A 17,465-nucleotide genomic window follows, 5' to 3' on the forward strand; every position below is an offset into this window, starting at 1 on the left:
ATATAGGGGCAAAGCGGCCATTTCCCAAACTCTGCGAAGCGGCCAGCTGGGGTTTTCCACCCTTTGTCTGACGCGTGCGTCAAATGCGCCGCTATCGGCGCAGAAACACCGGTTTAGAATGGCGCTGGGAAGGCCAAGCGCAAATGCACGCGCCCGCGCCATACACGCTGGTTCAGGGCATCGATCAACTGATCGCGCATCGCGGCATCGAACTGGCTTTCATAGCATTGAATTGCAGCCTGCGCGGCGTCGAGATCAGCGCTTTCATAGGCGATCCTGTCGGTGATGAGCGCAGGATTGACGCGCGCCCATCCTTCAAATCCGGGAAGCTGGGTTGGGCCATCGCTGGGCAATGCGATATAGAGCAATTCCGGCCTGTCGGTATCCATGCCTTGCACCACTTGTGTAACGGCTGAGGACATCATGCGGTGATCGGCATGGCCTGACGCGCCATCGGGGCCGAATGTCAGAACGATGCGCGGTTTTTTCTTGGCAATGGCTTCATCGACATAAGTGATGAGCGTGCGCGCTGTACTGTCGGACAGATGCGCATCTTCGGCCAGCGTCCCATCGCCCAATTGCCAGAATTCAGGCTGGTTCAAGCGCAATGCGAATGCCGAGCACTGCGCTTCGCTTTCGCGCAGTTTTGCAAGCTCCTCGCCCGGCTGCAGGCCGCTGAAGCCAGGCCCTTCATCGCCGCTGGTTGCGTACATGATGGTGACATCGCCCCCGCTGCGCGCAATCCGCGAAAGTGCTGGGGCCAGCAGCATCTCGTCATCGGGGTGAGCGAGCAGGACGAGCACTGTCGGCCCTTCGAGGCCGAGCTTGGGCGTATCGGCAGCTTGTTCCTCAGCGCTTTCTGTCTGATCTTGAGCGAGGATCGGCGCAGCAAGGATTGCTCCCATAAAGGCAAAGCAGAACCCGGCATTTCGGATTGATCCTGTTACGCTCATTACACATGCCTCCTGTCGCAAAGCTCACCCTTGGACGCCAAGCGTAAACAAATCGATTGCCTCTGTCGTGTCGCCCCGGCATTCAAACCGCGATGACAGCACCCGGAGCACGCGAGGCTATCAAGGCCCAACTCGCCGAGCCGTTTGGCTCCTTTCCCGAAATTTTGCTCGCATGGGCAAGGGCTCAGCCCGACAGCATCGCGCTTATAGATGACACACGCGATTGCGCTTGGGCGGAGCTAATCGGCGAGGTGGAGCGGATCGCAGCGCGGTTAATCGAAACGGGACTTGAGCGCGGACAATCGGTCGCGATTCTAGGCACATCCACCGTCAATTACGCGCTCGTTTTTCTTGCTGCAGTGCGAGCCGGAGGCGTTGCCGCGCCTCTTACCACCAGCGCATCGCCCGATCAGCTCGCCGGAATGCTGGCCGATTCCGGTGCGCGGCACCTGTTCATCGACAGCGCAAAAGCTGCAGAACTTGGCCCCGAATTCGGGGCGCAGCTGATCAGGGTGCCTTTGGAGGACATCGAACAATGGATGGCGCCTCCGGGAAGCCGCGCGCCCGAATTCAATCCCGATCCCAAAGATCCGTTCAACATCATCTATTCGAGCGGTACCACCGGCATTCCCAAGGGCATTGTCCATTCGCACCAGATGCGCTGGCGACAGTTTGCCGCAACCGCCACATCGTATCTGGAGGCAGGTCTGCCGGTGCGATCACTCGCGTCGACGCCGCTCTATTCAAACACCACGATGGTCGCGTTCCTGCCGCCCCTTCTCGCAGGCGGCATGGTTCGGATCATGGGCAAGTTTGACTGCGCGAAATGGCTCGAACACGCACAAGATGACCGCAGCACCATCACCATGCTCGTGCCTGTCCAATACGAGCGGTTGATGGATTTTGAGGGGTTGGAGAACTTTGATCTCAGAGCGCTAACGCTCAAATACTGCACTTCTGCTCCCTTTTCCGCAGACCTGAAGCGCGATGTGCTTGCGCGCATGCCGGGCGGGCTGATCGAGATTTATTCGATGACCGAAGGCGGGGTTGTGTGCCTTTTGGAATGCCATAAATTCCCCGACAAGCTGCATACGGTTGGCAGGCCCGCGCCGGGCAGCGAAATGAAAGTTCTCGATGATGACGACAACCCGGTCGCGCCGGGTGAAGCGGGTAATCTCATCGGCCTCTCACAAACCATGATGAGCGGCTATCAAAACCAGCCCGGCAAAACGCGCGAGGGTTATTGGCAGGACCCGGAAACCGGCATCAACTGGCAGCGTATGGGCGATATCGGCCGGGTTGATGAAGATGGCTTTGTGGAGCTTGTGGGCCGCGCGAAAGACATGATCATTTCAGGGGGTTTCAACATCTACCCAAGCGATCTGGAAGCGGAATTGCTGCGCGAGGATGATGTGACAGATGCTGCTGTCGTGGGCGCGCAATCAAAGCGATGGGGCGAAAGCCCGGTCGGTTTTGCGGTGCTGGCCAATGATGCGCGCGAACCAGCCGCCATCATGCAATCCGTGAATGCGCGTCTTGGCAAGACACAGCGCCTCGCATTGCTTCACGCAATCGATGAATTGCCCCGCAGCCATATCGGAAAAGTGCTCAAATCAGACTTGCGCGAAGAGGCTGAAAGGCTCGGCGGAGTAGAATAGGAGGACCGTGCGCGCTGGGAGACGCGGCCGCCATTGGGGGAGGGGGAGGTGGTGGCCGCGTCTCGCGCGATGTTGCTGCCAAACAGGTGCGGACGTGTGCATTTCGGAAGCCAGGCCACCGATCCCAAACGCCTTTCGGCGTGAAGCGGCCCTTTTCCCTTGCACAAGCCCGCTGAAATCCGATGCTGCTGGCGCGGGGAACGCCGGTAAAGTGAGCGAATGAAAAGGCCGGATGCTGGAAGTCATCGGCGCTATCAAACGTGTCGCGCTCTCTGTTCGATCGGATACCTGCAAGCAGCAAGCATTCAACACAAGGGCGCAAGTGATCTCGCGATATGCGTCTTGTGCATCTGAGCGACCGGTGGGGGTGGAGAGAGAGTTTCCTTTACCTGCCGCTCGCGGTCTACTTGATGTTCGATGGAATGAAACACAAATGAGAAAACGAAGAGTGAGGTTGCGTTTCTTGCAACTTAGTCACTGGTATGAGCGCAATCAAAAACGGCCGCCGGATTGCTCCGACGGCCGCTTGAGTGTCTTAGAAGTTATCGAATTAGTTGGCTGATGCCTGACGGCCTCCGCGCGCGGCATTCGCTGCGACCTGCGCAACCGCCTGCATCGCTTCTGCACGCGCATCGTTGAAGCATTTGTCGTCGAGAACCGGACGACCATAGGCAAAACGGCTGCTGTCTACGATGGTGCAGGCCTCGCGCAGTTTGGATTCGATGCGCTCTTCAAGAGCCTTGCGACCTTCGGCGGTGCTTACGTCAATGTCGGCATAAGATACGCGCACAGGCACGGTGGTGGTGTCTGCCGGAGTTGCTGCGGCGACAGGCGCGGCAGCGGCTGCAAGAGCGATGAGAGGGAGGGTGAAACGCATAATAGAATTCCTTTTGGGGAAGGTTTTCGTTGAAGGGTTAGCGGGCCGGATATTCAGCCTTCTGTTGTTCTGATTTGATCCTCTAAACACGATTGTGCGATGCACAAATTCAGTGTGCAAATGCGAGAAAGCTACGCCGGTTCCCAGAAAATGGACGCAATCGTACAATTTTTGTTGCAAATTCAACGTTGGCTTGTTGCTGCACCGCAGCATTCCGTAGCGTCATCATGCCCCCAGAAAAAACGCGCTGAAACTTCGCGCTCTCGCGCTGGACAGCTTGCCGCGCGGTGCCGTAACGCCTCCCACCATGGCCGATACGCACACTTCCGATTCCATTATGCCCGACTCGATCCTGATCGTGGATTTTGGCAGTCAGGTCACTCAACTGATCGCACGCCGAGTGCGCGAGGCGGGTGTCTATTCCGAGATTGCTCCCTTCAGTGCGGCGGAAGACGCGTTTCAAAGGATGCAGCCCAAAGGCATCATCCTTTCCGGGTCCCCCGCGAGTGTCCCCGAAGAGGGCAGCCCGCGCTGCCCGCAAAGCTTTTTCGAAGCGGGCGTCCCGATTCTTGGCATTTGTTATGGCCAGCAGGTGATGAGCCAGCAACTGGGCGGCGAAGTTCGCCCGGGGCATGAAACCGGGGAAGGCGGCGAGTTTGGCCGAGCTTATCTGACCGTGACCAAGGATTGCGCTTTGTTCGATGGCCTTTGGCAGACGGGTGAGCGGCATCAGGTCTGGATGAGCCACGGCGACAAGGTCACTCAATTCGCGCCGGGATTTGAGATCGTCGCCACATCGGATGGTGCACCTTTCGCGGTGATCGCGGATGAGGAGCGCAAGTTTTACGGCACCCAGTTCCATCCCGAGGTCGTCCACACACCCGATGGAGGGCGATTGCTCGCCAATTTCGTGCGCCATGTCTGCGGACTTGCGGGTGATTGGACGATGGCGGAATTTCGCAAGACGAAGATCGCCGAAATCCGCGAGCAAGTGGGTGAAGGCCGGGTCATTTGCGGGCTATCAGGCGGCGTTGATTCAGCAGTCGCGGCGGTCCTCATTCACGAAGCCATCGGCGACCAGCTAACCTGCGTCTATGTTGACCATGGCCTCATGCGGTTGAATGAGACGCAGCAGGTCGTCAGCCTGTTCCGCGATCATTACAACATCCCATTGATCGCGGTCGATGCGGAAGAGACCTTCCTTGCGGGCCTCAAAGGCGTGACTGACCCCGAGCAGAAGCGCAAATTTATCGGTGGCGCCTTCATCGATCTGTTCGAAGCTGAGGCAAAAGGCGTGGGCGGAGCTGATTTCCTAGCTCAAGGCACGCTTTATCCTGACGTAATCGAGAGTGTCAGCTTTACCGGCGGGCCATCGGTAACGATCAAGAGCCACCACAATGTCGGCGGCTTGCCCGAACGCATGAACATGAAGCTGGTTGAGCCTTTGCGCGAACTCTTCAAAGACGAAGTGCGCGATTTGGGCCGCGAATTGGGCCTTCCCGAAGCATTCGTTGGCCGCCACCCCTTTCCCGGCCCTGGCCTTGCAATCCGCATCCCTGGCGAGGTGACCAAGGAACGCTGCGATATCCTGCGCAAGGCAGACGCGATCTACCTCGAAGAAATTCGCAATGCAGGCCTTTATGATGCGATCTGGCAGGCATTTGCCGTACTGCTGCCGGTGAAGACCGTTGGCGTGATGGGCGACGGCAGGACTTACGATAGCGTGTGCGGGCTGCGCGCGGTGACAAGCACTGACGGGATGACAGCCGATGTCTATCCCTTCGATGCCGCATTTCTAACGCAGGTCGCCACGCGGATCGTAAACGAGGTTCAGGGCATAAACCGGGTGGTCTACGATTACACATCAAAACCACCCGGCACGATCGAATGGGAGTGAGATTATGACGCAATGCTATCTGACGGTCGGGTCAAATGATCTTGAACGATCGTTTGCCTTCTACAATCCCGTGATGACGGCCATGGGCGCAAAGCAGGCTTTTGATATGGCTGATGTCACGCGCAGCTATGCGTTTCCGGACGGATTTCAATTCTGGGTGACAAAGCCTGAAAACGGCGAAGCCGCAGCGCCCGGCAATGGGCACACCGCCGGTTTGAATGTGCCTTCTAGCGAAGTGGTGGATGCAGCGCATGCCGCCGCGCTCGCAAACGGTGGCAGCGATGAAGGCGCTCCGGGACCGCGGCCGAAATACGGGCCCAACGTCTATGCCGCCTATGCCCGCGATCCTGATGGCAACAAGCTCGCCTTTATCACTTTCTCTCACGAGGGCTGATTTGGCGTTGGCGCACGAGGACGAACGATCAAGCATCGGCAAGACGTTCATTCTCGGCCTGGGCCATCAAAAGTGCGGCACGACCTGGCTTTACACCTACCTAACCAATCAAGCCCATTTCGCACCCGGAATGGCCAAGGAGTATCACATCTGGGACGCAGTCGACACGCCCGAACTGCGCCACCGCCGCGTTGGGCCGTTGCAAGTCCGGCTCGCCAATCAAAGCGAGCGCGGGCGGCTGGGCCTGTTCCGAGCGATGCAGCGTAATCCGGAAAGATACTATGATTACTTTGCCAGTTTGCTCGCCGGCCAAAAGACGCTGACGGCGGATATCACGCCTTCATATAGCCGCCTTGGCGAAGATCGCCTGGCGCATATCCGCGATGGCTTTGCAGCGCGCGAGGTAAAGGCCAAAGCGATCATCCTTATCCGCAATCCCATAAGCCGCGTCAAAAGCGCGGTGCGTTTCAATCTGGATCGCGGAAATTACAAAGAGGGCATTCCCAAGGGCGAAACCGATTTTGCCCGCGCTTTGGAGCATTATTACACAAGCGGCCAATGCGAAGTCCGCACGCGCTATAACCATATCATCACGCAGGCACGCGCAGTCTTTGACGAGGCTGATCTTTATATTGGCTGCTTTGAAAAAATGTTTGAGGCAAGCGAGATTGAGCGGATTTCAGCGTTTCTGGGTGTCGAGGCCGATCCGTCTTTCGCAAAGGTGAAAGTGAACAAGACAAAAGGCGCGGTTGAAACGACGCCGCTCGATCAGAAGATCATGGATTTCTACGCCGATGTATATGAATTTTGCTATGCCAATGTGCCCGATGCGCGCGATCTTTGGGCAACCAAAGCATGATCTCACGCGTATGTTTAGTTGACAAGAAACGCACCGATTGGACTATTTCACCATGACCAGAGCTTTCCGCATTCTCCTTCCTGCAGCAGCCACGCTGTCCTTTGCTGCCGCTTGTTCTGAGACCCCGGCTGAGCCGGCAGCGATCACTGAGGGCGCGTGGGCGGTTGATCCGGATGCGTCATCGCTTTCCTATGTCTCGGTTAAAGCGGGCGATGTGGCAGAGCCCAACACGTTCTCAACGCTCTCAGGAAGTGTCTCCGAAGCTGGCGAAGCGTTAATCGAGATTGATCTGGCGAGCCTCGAAACAGGGGTCGATATCCGTAATGAGCGCATGCGCGATATCTTCTTCAACGTCGCGGAAAACCCTACAGCGAGCGTCACCGCGACCATTGATCCGGCTCAATTCGAAGCGCTCAAAGTGGGCGAGAGCACCAGCCAGGATTTGGGCGCGACATTGAGTGTCAAAGGCGTCGAAGCGCCGATCACGGCCCAGGTGCAAGTCACCCGCGCAGGCGAGGACCGTGTGCAGGTCGTCTCTGAAACGCCCGTCATTGTGTATGCCGACGCGCTGGAGCTGACCGAAGGGCTTGCAACCCTGCGGGAACTTGCAGGATTGGATGAGATTACGCCTCTGGTGCCCGTCACGTTCTCGATCACTTTCGAGCGTTAAGAGCAGCATTGCCGAGCGTCTTTACGCATTCGGTCTTTTCTTTGACCATTGCGCTTGGGATTGCAGATTTTGGAGTGAGGCGTGCAACTCGATCTCGGCTCTGATCCGCGCACCGATGTTCTGCGACGATTGCAGGCCGCGCTGATCCAGCGCTTTGGTCGCATCATCCGTCCGCCTGACAAGCGCCGCAGCCCGGAATGGGTGCTGGTTCACGGGGTCATTGGTGCGCAAACGAAGACCGCGGCGAGCAATGCCTCAACCGATGGCCTTCTGGAAGAATTCGGCAATTGGGATGCGGTTGCCGAGGTGCCGGTCGATAAGCTCGAATCACGACTGCAACGCCAGACCTTTCCCAGCGTCGCAGCTCAGCGGCTATCCGATTGCCTCAATGCGATTGTCGAGGAACGCGGTTCGGTCGATCTGCGCCACCTCTCAAACCTCCCGACCGAGGAGGCGATAGCATGGCTCGAAACGCTTCCCGGTGTCGCGCGCAAGAATTCCGCTGGCGTGATGAATGCCTCGACACTCAACCGAAAAGCGATGGTGATTGACGGCCATCATCGCCGAATCATGCAGCGCATGGGCATCGTCCCTGCAAAGGCAGACACCGCCAAAACCTACAACGCGCTGATGCCGATTGTGCCCAATGAATGGTCGGCCGAGGACATGGACGAGCATCACCTGCTTTTGAAGAAACTTGGCCAGACCTTCTGCCGCCCACGAAAGGCTGAGTGCGAGGGCTGCCCGGCGCGTGCAGACTGCCAGACAGGAACCCAAAGCTCACCCGCACGCTGATGCTGTATGCTGAGCGAAAACCAAGTTGAAACCGTCTACCGCAAGCTGTCAGAGGCGATGCCGGGGCGGACGAAGAATGCGAAAGGACCGAAGGGGCAACCCGACGCCTTCCGCTCGTGTATCTCGTGCATGCTGTCTGCCCAATCGCTTGACCGGAATACGGCGGCAGCGACCAAGGCCTTGTTCAAGCTGGCTAAAACGCCCGAGGACATGCTCGCGCTTGATGATGCGGAGATAGCCGAGGCGATCAAGCCGTGCGGGCTCTACAACAACAAGACAAAGAATATTCGCAAGTTCTGCATCGCGCTGCTCGAGGAACATGATGGCGTCGTGCCCGACACGCGCGAAGGGTTGATGAACCTGCCCGGCATCGGCCGCAAATGCGCCGACATCGTGATGAGCTTTACCTTTGGCAAAGACGTGATCGCGGTTGACACGCACGTCCATCGCGTGTGCAATCGCATTGGCCTGACAGATGCCAAGACGGCTGAGAAAACCGCGCAGCAACTCGAACAACGCAGCCCCGAATGGACACTTGCCGATGGGCATTTCTGGCTCATTCAGTTCGGAAAGCGCGTTTGCCGGGCGCGCGTGCCCAAATGCGAAATCTGCTTGGTGAGCGATCTATGCGAGACAGGGCCAATTACGCGCGATGAGGATTGACGCTACGGCGCGCTGCGTCGTCTGATCGCCTCCCAAAAACGGCGCTTGCATGGCGCGTCAATCTCCGCTTGTTTCGCGTGCAAGCAACGCATCAGGGAGAGATCAAGCCATGAAAACCGCAATCACCGAAATGTTCGGCATCCAGCATCCCATCATTCAGGGCGGGATGCATTATGTTGGCTTTGCCGAAATGGCGGCGGCTGTTTCGAATGCGGGCGGGCTGGGCATCATCACCGGCCTCACCCAGAAAACCCCGCAGGATCTCGCGAACGAAATCGCGCGGTGCAAGGATATGACGGATAAACCTTTCGGTGTGAACATCACGATCCTGCCGACTCTGACGCCGCCCGATTATCCGGGCATCGTCAAAGCTGTGATCGATGGCGGCGTGAAGGTTGTTGAGACGGCTGGCCGCAATCCGGTTGATCTGTTGGGTCCGCTTAAAGATGCCGGGATCAAGGTCATCCACAAATGCACCAGCGTGCGTCACTCGCTCAAGGCGCAAGAGATTGGCTGCGATGCGGTGAGTGTCGATGGCTTTGAATGCGGCGGGCATCCGGGTGAAGACGACATTCCAAACTTCATCCTGTTGCCGCGCGCAGCGGACGAGCTTGAAATCCCGTTCGTATCGTCAGGCGGCATGGCCGATGGCCGCAGCCTCGTTGCCAGCCTTGCCATGGGCGCGCAGGGGATGAACATGGGCACGCGCTTTATCGCCACCAAGGAAGCGCCCGTTCACGACAATGTGAAAGCGGCCATCGTTGCGGCATCGGAGCTCGATACGCGGCTCGTCATGCGCCCCTTGCGCAACACTGAAAGGGTGATGACCAATGCTGCTGTTGAGCGCCTACTCGAAAAGGAAAAGCGGCTTGGCGATGACATCAAGTTTGAGGACATCATCGAAGAAGTTGCAGGCGTCTATCCATCGATCATGATGGAAGGCGAAATGGACAAGGGGGCCTGGTCATGCGGCATGGTTGCAGGGCTGATCAACGATGTCCCGACCTGTCAGGAATTGATCGATCGAATCATTAACGAGGCGGAAGATATTCTTGCAAAGATGAATGCCATGGCACGCGACAAGGTGCCTGCCTGACGCGAGGAAAAACCAAACCTCACAATGATTTAAGGGCGCCTGCGACTGGGCGCCCTTTTTGCGTCGCATCCTGATTGGTTAAGGCCTCGCTACGTAGCCCTGCGAATTAAATTCGTGGGCAATTCCGGTAAGGTACTGATGGTTGGACGATCACTGCCAGACTAAATGGCATGGTCGGACAAGGGGTCGAAACTTGGATGAGAGCGATGGTGCTGTGGGAGGCGCCGTGCTCGTGAGAGGGACGTGACGTGGAACAATTCTTTGCACCTGAAATCTGGATGGCTCTCACCGGAGCCCTCTGCATCACCGGTTGGCTGATCGGTGACTGGAACGGCTCTGAACGCATGCGCCGCTTGATCGGTGAACACGATCAAATCGGGCAAGCTGATTGGGAGCCGCTTAAGCGAGCATCAAAGCGCGGCGCTGTGCGCTCATCATTGCAGCACCTCGAAACGAAGAGATTCGAGGATCAGGTCTCTGCAAAAATTGCATTAGCAAGCGCTGAGCATGAGCAACGCCCGACGCCGCAGATCGAACGGGAGCATCTAACCCGGCGCATCGATGCCATGCCGTCGCTGGCCGACTTGCACGCTGAAGCCGAAGCAATCAGGCGCAGCGGCCGTGTGTGGGACAGCCTTGAAACTGGCATCGATTACGAACAGATCGATCCACATTCCGCCAAGGTTCTGACAAGCTACAAGAACTCTATTGCGAGATTGCAAAAGCTCGAAGGCCCGGCGCATTCTGATCGATTGGAGTTGGAACTGCCGCGTTTTGCAGATGTGGCTCCTGTATCGCCCTTCTTTCAAAGCGCTGATCAAACAGGCGAACCTTCGCTGCAAGGTGACACGTTTTCACGCGAGACACGGGATAAAGCTCTGGCCCCGGCAGATTGAGCCGGCTGAGCCAGAGCTGATTTGAAGAGCGATAATGCAGGCGGCTGGCCGAAAGGGTCAGCCTGCCTGCTCGTCCTCTTCCACGCGGGTGTAAGGCACGAATTCTTCGAAGAAGACGGCGCCTGTGAAGATACCAGTGACAGGGTCTACTGTCGTCACGACATCCTGCCGGCAAAGCTGGGTCGCATTGAAACGGCGCGATACCAGGACGTCCCTGTCATCGATCCGATCAGGGCGGCTCGTCTTTTGAACATAGATCGTGTTGCCGCGCCCATAGACATAGGCGGTGTCGTCAATCACTGTCAGCCGTTCATTCGGGAACACGCGGATGCAGTTCTGCGGCTCTCCAGCGACGCGGCCTTCGATCAGTTTGGCAAGGCGCTTTTCGCCCTTGGTCATCTCGGTTTCAGCGGTGGCTTCCACATCGCCTTTTTCTTCGGCGAAAGCTGCAGGCGAGACCATCAGGGACACGCCCAGGGCTGCACCGATTAAAGCTGATTTTCTCATCGAATTACTCCTCAAGTTTCACCCGCCGAATGAGCTCCATAGCAGCAAAATGCTGAATGGGCACTGACCAGAACCGGTGCGCAGAGGAATTACCGATGGCCGGGATCTGCCCCTTCGGAGATATCGGGCAGGGTCGCCTGATCGGCGCCATCTGCAGGCCCGCCGCGCAGCACGAACCGGCGATCACAATAGCCACAATCGACATAGCCATGCTCGTCTATTTCCAGAAAGATGCGAGGGTGGCCAAGCGCTGCCGGGCGATATCCCGTACCGCCGCGAATATCGCTGGCGCCGTCACAGCTGACGCGCTTGCTGTCGGTGAAGATGACTTCTGGAGGGGCAATGTTCATGGGCATTTCGCATAATCGCCTTGCCGGGCTATTTCAATTGCTGTTTGCGCTTCGAAGCGGGCGCAATTAGGGCGTCTCGCAATGTCCAGCGAACCCGCCATCCGCATCGATAATCTCGTCAAACGCTATGCCGCGCCCAAAGGCGCAAAAGGCGAAGATGCGCAAGGAAAGCTCGCTTTGGGCGGTGTGAGTTTCGATGTGCCCGAAGGATCGATCTTTGGCCTATTGGGACCGAACGGCGCGGGCAAATCGACACTCATCAATATCCTTGCCGGGATCGTGATGAAGACGAGCGGCAGCGCCAACATCTGGGGCTTTGATATCGACGAGCAGCGCCGCAATGCGAGCCGCGCGATCGGCATTGTCCCGCAGGAGATTGTGTTCGACCCGTTCTTCACCCCGTTTGAAGTGCTCGAAAATCAGGGCGGATTCTATGGGATAGCGAAGGACATGCGCCGGTCTGAAGAATTGCTGGCTGCGGTGCGTTTGTCAGACAAGCGCGATGCCTACGCCCGCACTTTATCAGGCGGGATGAAGCGGCGGCTGTTGGTTGCAAAAGCGATGGTGCATTCGCCGCCAATCCTCGTGCTCGATGAACCGACTGCAGGCGTTGATGTCGAACTGCGGCGGCAATTGTGGGAGCTTGTCACCGAGCTTAACCGCCAGGGTGTCACCGTCGTCCTCACCACACACTACCTCGAAGAGGCTGAGGAATTGTGCGACGAAATCGCGATCATCAATCATGGCGAATTGATCGCGCACAAGCCCACTAAAGAGCTGATCAACATGGCGCGCGAGAAGATTGTCGCGGTGACGGTTGCAAATGATCTTGCCTCGGCACCTTCGCATGATGCCTTCAGCAAGGTTGATCTCGTCGGTGATCGCTCTGTTGAGGTTACCTATGACAAAGACCAGCTGAGCGCGGGCCAGGTGCTTGGCATCTTGCAGGATCAGGGTTTGACTATCGAGGATGTCACAACCCGCGAGGCTGATCTCGAAGACGTATTCGTCCAGTTGACTGGCACGGGATAATCCAGGGGGGCCTGACATGCGTTTTGCTTTGGCGACAATTGCCGCGATCTCACTATCGGGATGCGGCTGGTTCGTACTTGAAGACCAGAGCACCTCGCCTGAGAGCAGCCCCGCCGATGATGAGTTGGCACTCCCCCGCGCTGAGCAACCCGCACAATGCCCATCCGAGGGGGCGGCCGTGCAGATCCTCGGGAGCGGCGGGCCGATAGCGGAAGGCGGCGCAAACGCGCGGGCTGGAACCTCCTATCTCCTCTGGATCGATGGTGAGGCCCGGTTGCTGATTGATGCGGGATCGGGAAGTTTTCTTCGCTTTGCGCAAGCCGGCGCGAGCATTGCCGATCTTGACGCGATCCTCCTCACCCACCTTCATGCAGATCATGCGGGCGATCTTGTCGATGTGCTCAATTCTGGAGGATTTGAAGGGCGGGCTGAGCCGCTTGCCGTGATCGGCCCAGATGGAGCGCCGCGCTTTCCCGGCACCCGGGAATTTCTGACCCGACTGCTGGGCAAGCAGAATGGGGCGTTCTCGTACAATGGCGGTTATCTCGATGGAACCGAGAACAAACCAAAATTACAGGTAACCGAAGTAAAGACTCAAGGTGGGGCTGGTGCAGTCGAAGGTCTCTTCGGACCGGGCGACATTGCAGCGACCGCGATTCCGGTAAATCACGGCGCTGCTCCGGCGCTTGGTTACGAAATCCACGTTGGAGATTCTCTTTTATTCATCACGGGCGATCAAAATGCTTTTTCGGAAACGTTCGATGGCATGATCACAGCCACGCGCCCTGAAATTGTATTCGCCCATCATGTAATAAATGGCGAAGATGGCCAGCCGCGCGGGCTACACCGTACTCCTGCCGAGATTGGTCAGCTTGCTGGTTTGGCCAAGGCGAAGAGGCTGGTGCTGACGCACAATATGGAGCGCAGTCTCAGCCGGATCGAAAGCGGGCTTGAGGCGATTGGGGCAAGCTATGACGGGCCTGTCAGCGTTGCGGATGATCTCGATTGCTACGCGCTGTGACGACGCCGCGCGACTTGCCCTGATCCCCATTGCGCGGCATGGCACGCCGCATGGGCGAAACAAATATGCAATACGATGTCCTTGTCATCGGATCGGGAGCGGCGGGGCTTACGGCAGCCTTGGAATTGGCGGAAACCAAAAGGGTGCTGGTGCTGGCCAAAGGCTCGCTAACAGGCGGCTCCACAGCATGGGCGCAGGGCGGCATTGCCGCTGTTCTGGATGCTGGCGACACGTTCGAAAACCACGTGCGCGATACGATGGTGGCGGGCGCGGGCCTTAATGATCGCGAGACGGTGGAATTCGTCATCGAAGGCGCGCCAGCCTCAATCGATCGCCTGTGCGAATTGGGCGTGCCGTTCAACCGCGATGAAGACGCGCTTCACCTGACACGCGAGGGGGGGCACTCGCATCGCCGGATCGTGCATGTTGATGATGCGACCGGGTGGGCGGTGCAGGATGCGCTGTTAAAAGCGGCTGAGGCAAACTCGAACATCACGATGCTGGGCGGGCGCACCTGTATCGATTTCATCACCGATCGCCACCGTGAACAATTCTCCGCCGCTGGCCGCGTATGGGGCGTTTATGCGCTCAACGAAGAAACGGGCCGGGTTGAGCGCCACACAGCGCGCGCGACTGTGCTTGCAGCAGGCGGCGCGGGGCGTGTCTATCAATTTTCGACCGCGCCGCGCGGCGCGACGGGTGATGGTATCGCGATGGCATGGCGTGCAGGCGCGCGCGTTTCCAATATGGAGATGATGCAATTCCACCCCACCTGCCTCTACAATCTCGAAGTCAAAAACTTCCTCATCACCGAAGCCGTCAGGGGCGAAGGCGGCAGGCTCTATCATCCCGAAACCGGGCATCGCTTCATGGAAGACTACGATCCGGAACGCATGGAGCTTGCCCCTCGAGATGTCGTTGCGCGCGCGATTGACGATCAGATCAAGCGCTTTGGCCTCGATTACGTCCATCTTGATATCAGCCACGAAAGCGCGGATTTCATTCGCAGCCACTTCCCGACGATTGATGAGAAACTGTCGGGCCTTGGGATTGATATGACGAGCGGACCGATCCCCGTCGTCCCGGCGCAGCATTACACCTGTGGCGGTGTGGTGGTGGACCTTCACGCGCGCACTGATCTACCTGGTCTGTGGGCGGCGGGCGAAGTCACCGAAAGCGGGCTTCACGGCGCCAACCGGCTGGCATCGAACAGCCTGCTTGAATGCTTTGTCTTTGGCGAAGCGGCGGCGTCCGATATCCTAAATCGATGGGATGAATTGCAGGAGCCACCCGCAATCCTTCCATGGGATGAAAGCCGCGTCACCGATTCTGACGAGGAAGTCGTTATCAAGCAGAACTGGACCGAAATCCGCCGCTTCATGTGGAATTATGTCGGGATCGTGAGGACGACCAAGCGGCTAGAGCGCGCAAAGAACCGGATCGCCTTGTTGAAGCAAGAGGTCGAGGACTATTACGGCGCGTTCCGTGTGACGACCGACCTTATCGAGCTTCGCAATCTGCTGCAGGCGGCAGAACTGATCGTCAAATCCGCGCTCGCCAGACACGAAAGCCGAGGGTTGCACTACACGCTCGATTACCCTGAGACGGGTGAGCTTGTGAAAGATACGGTGCTGGTGCCGTGAGGGGCCATTCTCTCAAAGCCGCCATGGCTGCTCTCGGTCTCCTGATAGCAGCGCCTCTCTCGGCCAGTCCGGACACGTTCATCGACTTTGTCGAGGAGCCGATCGGTGTGAGCGAGGACCATCTGTTTCTGCTCCGTGTGTCGACCGACAATCTAGGCTATTACGAGGCCTCGCGCGTTGAGGTCTACTTTGTACAGATCGATTGGGAAACGGGCGCTGAAACCACGCTGGTGGTAGATCGCTTTGTCAAGTCGATGGACTATGACGAGAACGGCGAAGCCCAAGGCTATTCGATCAAGCGCGATGAGGGCTTGAAACCGCGCAGCCCCTATCTTGTGATGACCGAACGCGGAGGCATTCCATGGATTGCTGCGCATCGCCTGTGGAAACTGTCTGCGCCTCCTGTTGTGAGCGATCAGCCCGATTGGATCACTGTCCAGCATGGCGGCAGTCATCGCATTTCGCGCGATGCCATTCAGGACGGGCTTGAAAAGCAGAAAGCGTTTTTCGTCGCCAACATCGCCGATCATCCACGCTCATCAAGCATGACGACGCGGCAGCATTTTGAGGAACGAACCATCTCCGCTGCTCAATGCGCCTCTGATGGCATCTATGATTACTGGGTTCCGGGCCGGTCGACATTGCCACTGCTGATGCGCGTGCGCTGCGCGTTTGATGATGACAGCGAGCAGACTTCACTCATTGTTCAGTTGCGGCCAACTCCCATTGCGGACTTTCAACTACCCTAGCTTGTTTGACCAATCAGTCGTTCGAAATGCGGAAATAGATCAACATAGACTTTGACGACTGCGTCATCTCCCCGGTGATTGCCAACCCGATATGCCCAAAAAAGCTCGTTGCGGAGTTCTTCGAGTGTTTCTCTTCGGCTGGCTTCTGCCGCGTCTGCACAGGCTGCAAGCGATCCATGGTGCTTGTAGCCATTGAAGCTACCCGCGAAATCGATAACCGCTTTCCGGTCTTCGGGATCTGGAAGAGTTATATCTGCGTTCATGAAGTCACGGATAGCAGGAAGGGATGCTCAAAAAAACCATCCTGATTCTGTGCGGGGGCCTGTTCGTTGCTCCTACGAGCGGGAACGCTCAAGAGCCACCAACCCCTAACCAGATCGTCGTCACAGCCCAGCGCTCAGGTGCGCCCATGTGGACTATCGATACCGCGAGCGGCACCATCATCCTCGTCGGAGAAATCCGCGCTGTGCCCAAATCGACGCCGTGGCAGCCCGATAGGCTCAAAGAAGCCACGGGCGAGGCCCAACGCGTTATAATCCGCGCCCGGCCCAAGATTTCGCCTGGCGATATCTTCCGCCTCATCTTTCGCGGGGGCAAGTTTACCAAGCTTCCCAAAGGCAGTGTCGCTGCTGACTATCTGACCCTTGAACAACGCGAGCGGCTGGCTGCGCTCGAGGAGGAATACGATCAGGATTATGATCGCGGCAGCTTCCTGATGACGGGGTTTGATTTGCTTGCCCGTCGTCTCGATTTTGATGACGACACAACCAAAGACGCGACCGAGATCGTCAAGAAAGCGGCCGACAAGGCCGATGTGCCCATCACACGGCCAGAACGGTTCCGCGGCGAAGACCTGCTCGACAATCTCGCCGAAGCGCCGCCCGAAAGCCATATCCCCTGCCTTGAAGCCGCAATGACCGCGACCGAGCAGGGAAAAGACATCATTGAGCGCAGAGGCAATGACTGGCGCAAATTCGATGTGCCCGCCGTTATGGCGAACCCGCTTGAACAGGCGTTGGGGCAATGCTGGCCATGGGCAGACAACGAGCTGGGCGAAGATATCCGTGCGCAATGGACCGGCATGATCGAAGATGCCGCGACCAAGGACGGCGTGACACTGGCGGTTGTGCCCTTGCGCGTGCTCGCGGAAGATGAAGGCGTTCTCGACAGTCTGAAAGCGCGCGGCTTTGAAATCTACGGGCCGGAATGGCGCGAGTCGTAACGCTCCGCTGACGCAGCATTCCAGCCCAAACGCCGTTTACATTCGTAGACGCCAATCGTCTCTTTGTCGGTTTCCAGGGACGCTCGCGGTCTCTCCTCGCCGCTTTGCCGATGCTGCGTTGTTTGACCGGGCCATTCCTTCATTGTCGTAATCAGACACGGCGGCACCCCAATCTTTGCCCCT

The 17,465-nt window shown here is 57.8% G+C and carries 19 protein-coding genes; 14 read left to right on the forward strand and 5 right to left on the reverse strand.

Annotated features, from left to right (window positions below):
* Positions 1-113: 113 nt before the first annotated feature.
* Positions 114-953 (reverse strand): PIG-L deacetylase family protein, encoded by an 840-nt coding sequence (locus tag AUC45_RS10285; protein WP_067601944.1) that lies wholly within the window; start codon positions 951-953, stop codon positions 114-116.
* Positions 954-1,045: 92 nt separating this feature from the next.
* Between AUC45_RS10285 and AUC45_RS10290 the strand changes: the two genes are divergently transcribed.
* On the forward strand, positions 1,046-2,611 hold the full coding sequence (locus tag AUC45_RS10290) for a class I adenylate-forming enzyme family protein (RefSeq protein ID WP_067601947.1): 1,566 nt from the start codon (positions 1,046-1,048) through the stop codon (positions 2,609-2,611).
* Positions 2,612-3,161: 550 nt separating this feature from the next.
* On the opposite strand, the gene AUC45_RS15880 is transcribed toward AUC45_RS10290, so the two are convergent.
* On the reverse strand, positions 3,162-3,488 hold the full coding sequence (locus tag AUC45_RS15880; RefSeq protein WP_197409546.1) for a UrcA family protein: 327 nt from the start codon (positions 3,486-3,488) through the stop codon (positions 3,162-3,164).
* 307 nt (positions 3,489-3,795) lie between these two features.
* Between AUC45_RS15880 and guaA the strand changes: the two genes are divergently transcribed.
* The 8 genes from guaA (at position 3,796) to AUC45_RS10335 (ending at position 10,758) form a co-directional block, all read left to right on the forward strand.
* Positions 3,796-5,385 carry a glutamine-hydrolyzing GMP synthase gene (guaA, locus tag AUC45_RS10300; RefSeq protein WP_067601954.1) on the forward strand — a complete coding sequence of 530 codons (1,590 nt, stop codon included), beginning with the start codon at positions 3,796-3,798 and terminating at the stop codon, positions 5,383-5,385.
* A gap of 4 nt (positions 5,386-5,389) precedes the next feature.
* Complete coding sequence (locus AUC45_RS10305) at positions 5,390-5,779, forward strand: VOC family protein (protein ID WP_067601958.1); 390 nt, start codon at positions 5,390-5,392, stop codon at positions 5,777-5,779.
* 1 nt (position 5,780) lies between these two features.
* Positions 5,781-6,638, forward strand: a complete 858-nt coding sequence (locus AUC45_RS10310) for a hypothetical protein (RefSeq protein WP_067601961.1) — start codon at positions 5,781-5,783, stop codon at positions 6,636-6,638.
* A 52-nt stretch (positions 6,639-6,690) separates the two neighbouring features.
* A complete protein-coding gene (locus AUC45_RS10315) occupies positions 6,691-7,308 on the forward strand; it encodes a YceI family protein (protein WP_067601964.1) in 618 nt (205 codons plus the stop codon).
* Between the two features lie 81 nt (positions 7,309-7,389).
* Positions 7,390-8,103: an endonuclease III gene (nth, locus tag AUC45_RS10320; protein ID WP_067601967.1), complete on the forward strand. Its 714-nt coding sequence runs from the start codon at positions 7,390-7,392 to the stop codon at positions 8,101-8,103.
* 6 nt (positions 8,104-8,109) lie between these two features.
* Positions 8,110-8,766: an endonuclease III gene (gene nth, locus AUC45_RS10325; protein ID WP_067601970.1), complete on the forward strand. Its 657-nt coding sequence runs from the start codon at positions 8,110-8,112 to the stop codon at positions 8,764-8,766.
* Between the two features lie 49 nt (positions 8,767-8,815).
* Positions 8,816-9,862 (forward strand): nitronate monooxygenase family protein, encoded by a 1,047-nt coding sequence (locus AUC45_RS10330; RefSeq protein WP_156423817.1) that lies wholly within the window; start codon positions 8,816-8,818, stop codon positions 9,860-9,862.
* Positions 9,863-10,110: 248 nt separating this feature from the next.
* Complete coding sequence (locus tag AUC45_RS10335; RefSeq protein ID WP_156423818.1) at positions 10,111-10,758, forward strand: hypothetical protein; 648 nt, start codon at positions 10,111-10,113, stop codon at positions 10,756-10,758.
* Between the two features lie 57 nt (positions 10,759-10,815).
* On the opposite strand, the gene AUC45_RS10340 is transcribed toward AUC45_RS10335, so the two are convergent.
* Together AUC45_RS10340 and AUC45_RS10345 are read right to left on the reverse strand one after the other, a co-directional pair.
* Positions 10,816-11,265, reverse strand: a complete 450-nt coding sequence (locus AUC45_RS10340) for a hypothetical protein (protein WP_233998682.1) — start codon at positions 11,263-11,265, stop codon at positions 10,816-10,818.
* Positions 11,266-11,354: 89 nt separating this feature from the next.
* Positions 11,355-11,615, reverse strand: a complete 261-nt coding sequence (locus tag AUC45_RS10345) for a zinc-finger domain-containing protein (protein WP_067601979.1) — start codon at positions 11,613-11,615, stop codon at positions 11,355-11,357.
* A gap of 81 nt (positions 11,616-11,696) precedes the next feature.
* Here AUC45_RS10345 and AUC45_RS10350 point away from each other — a divergent pair, with 81 nt between their 5' ends.
* Genes AUC45_RS10350 through AUC45_RS10365 form a run of 4 tightly spaced genes read left to right on the forward strand, consistent with a single transcriptional unit; the run spans position 11,697 to position 16,060 of the window.
* Positions 11,697-12,647: an ABC transporter ATP-binding protein gene (locus AUC45_RS10350; protein ID WP_067601983.1), complete on the forward strand. Its 951-nt coding sequence runs from the start codon at positions 11,697-11,699 to the stop codon at positions 12,645-12,647.
* 16 nt (positions 12,648-12,663) lie between these two features.
* On the forward strand, positions 12,664-13,668 hold the full coding sequence (locus AUC45_RS10355) for an MBL fold metallo-hydrolase (RefSeq protein WP_067601985.1): 1,005 nt from the start codon (positions 12,664-12,666) through the stop codon (positions 13,666-13,668).
* Positions 13,669-13,718: 50 nt separating this feature from the next.
* Positions 13,719-15,311: an L-aspartate oxidase gene (nadB, locus tag AUC45_RS10360; RefSeq protein ID WP_067603802.1), complete on the forward strand. Its 1,593-nt coding sequence runs from the start codon at positions 13,719-13,721 to the stop codon at positions 15,309-15,311.
* On the forward strand, positions 15,308-16,060 hold the full coding sequence (locus AUC45_RS10365) for a hypothetical protein (RefSeq protein ID WP_197409547.1): 753 nt from the start codon (positions 15,308-15,310) through the stop codon (positions 16,058-16,060). The genes nadB and AUC45_RS10365 overlap by 4 nt, the downstream gene beginning before the upstream one ends.
* Here AUC45_RS10365 and AUC45_RS10370 read toward each other — a convergent pair.
* On the reverse strand, positions 16,057-16,323 hold the full coding sequence (locus tag AUC45_RS10370; protein ID WP_067601991.1) for a hypothetical protein: 267 nt from the start codon (positions 16,321-16,323) through the stop codon (positions 16,057-16,059). The two genes, AUC45_RS10365 and AUC45_RS10370, sit on opposite strands and share 4 nt — an antisense overlap.
* Before the next feature lie 23 nt (positions 16,324-16,346).
* Between AUC45_RS10370 and AUC45_RS10375 the strand changes: the two genes are divergently transcribed.
* On the forward strand, positions 16,347-17,282 hold the full coding sequence (locus AUC45_RS10375) for a TraB/GumN family protein (protein WP_233998685.1): 936 nt from the start codon (positions 16,347-16,349) through the stop codon (positions 17,280-17,282).
* The last annotated feature ends 183 nt before the right edge of the window (positions 17,283-17,465 follow it).

This window comes from Erythrobacter sp. YT30, assembly GCF_001542875.1.
Lineage (GTDB): Bacteria > Pseudomonadota > Alphaproteobacteria > Sphingomonadales > Sphingomonadaceae > Erythrobacter.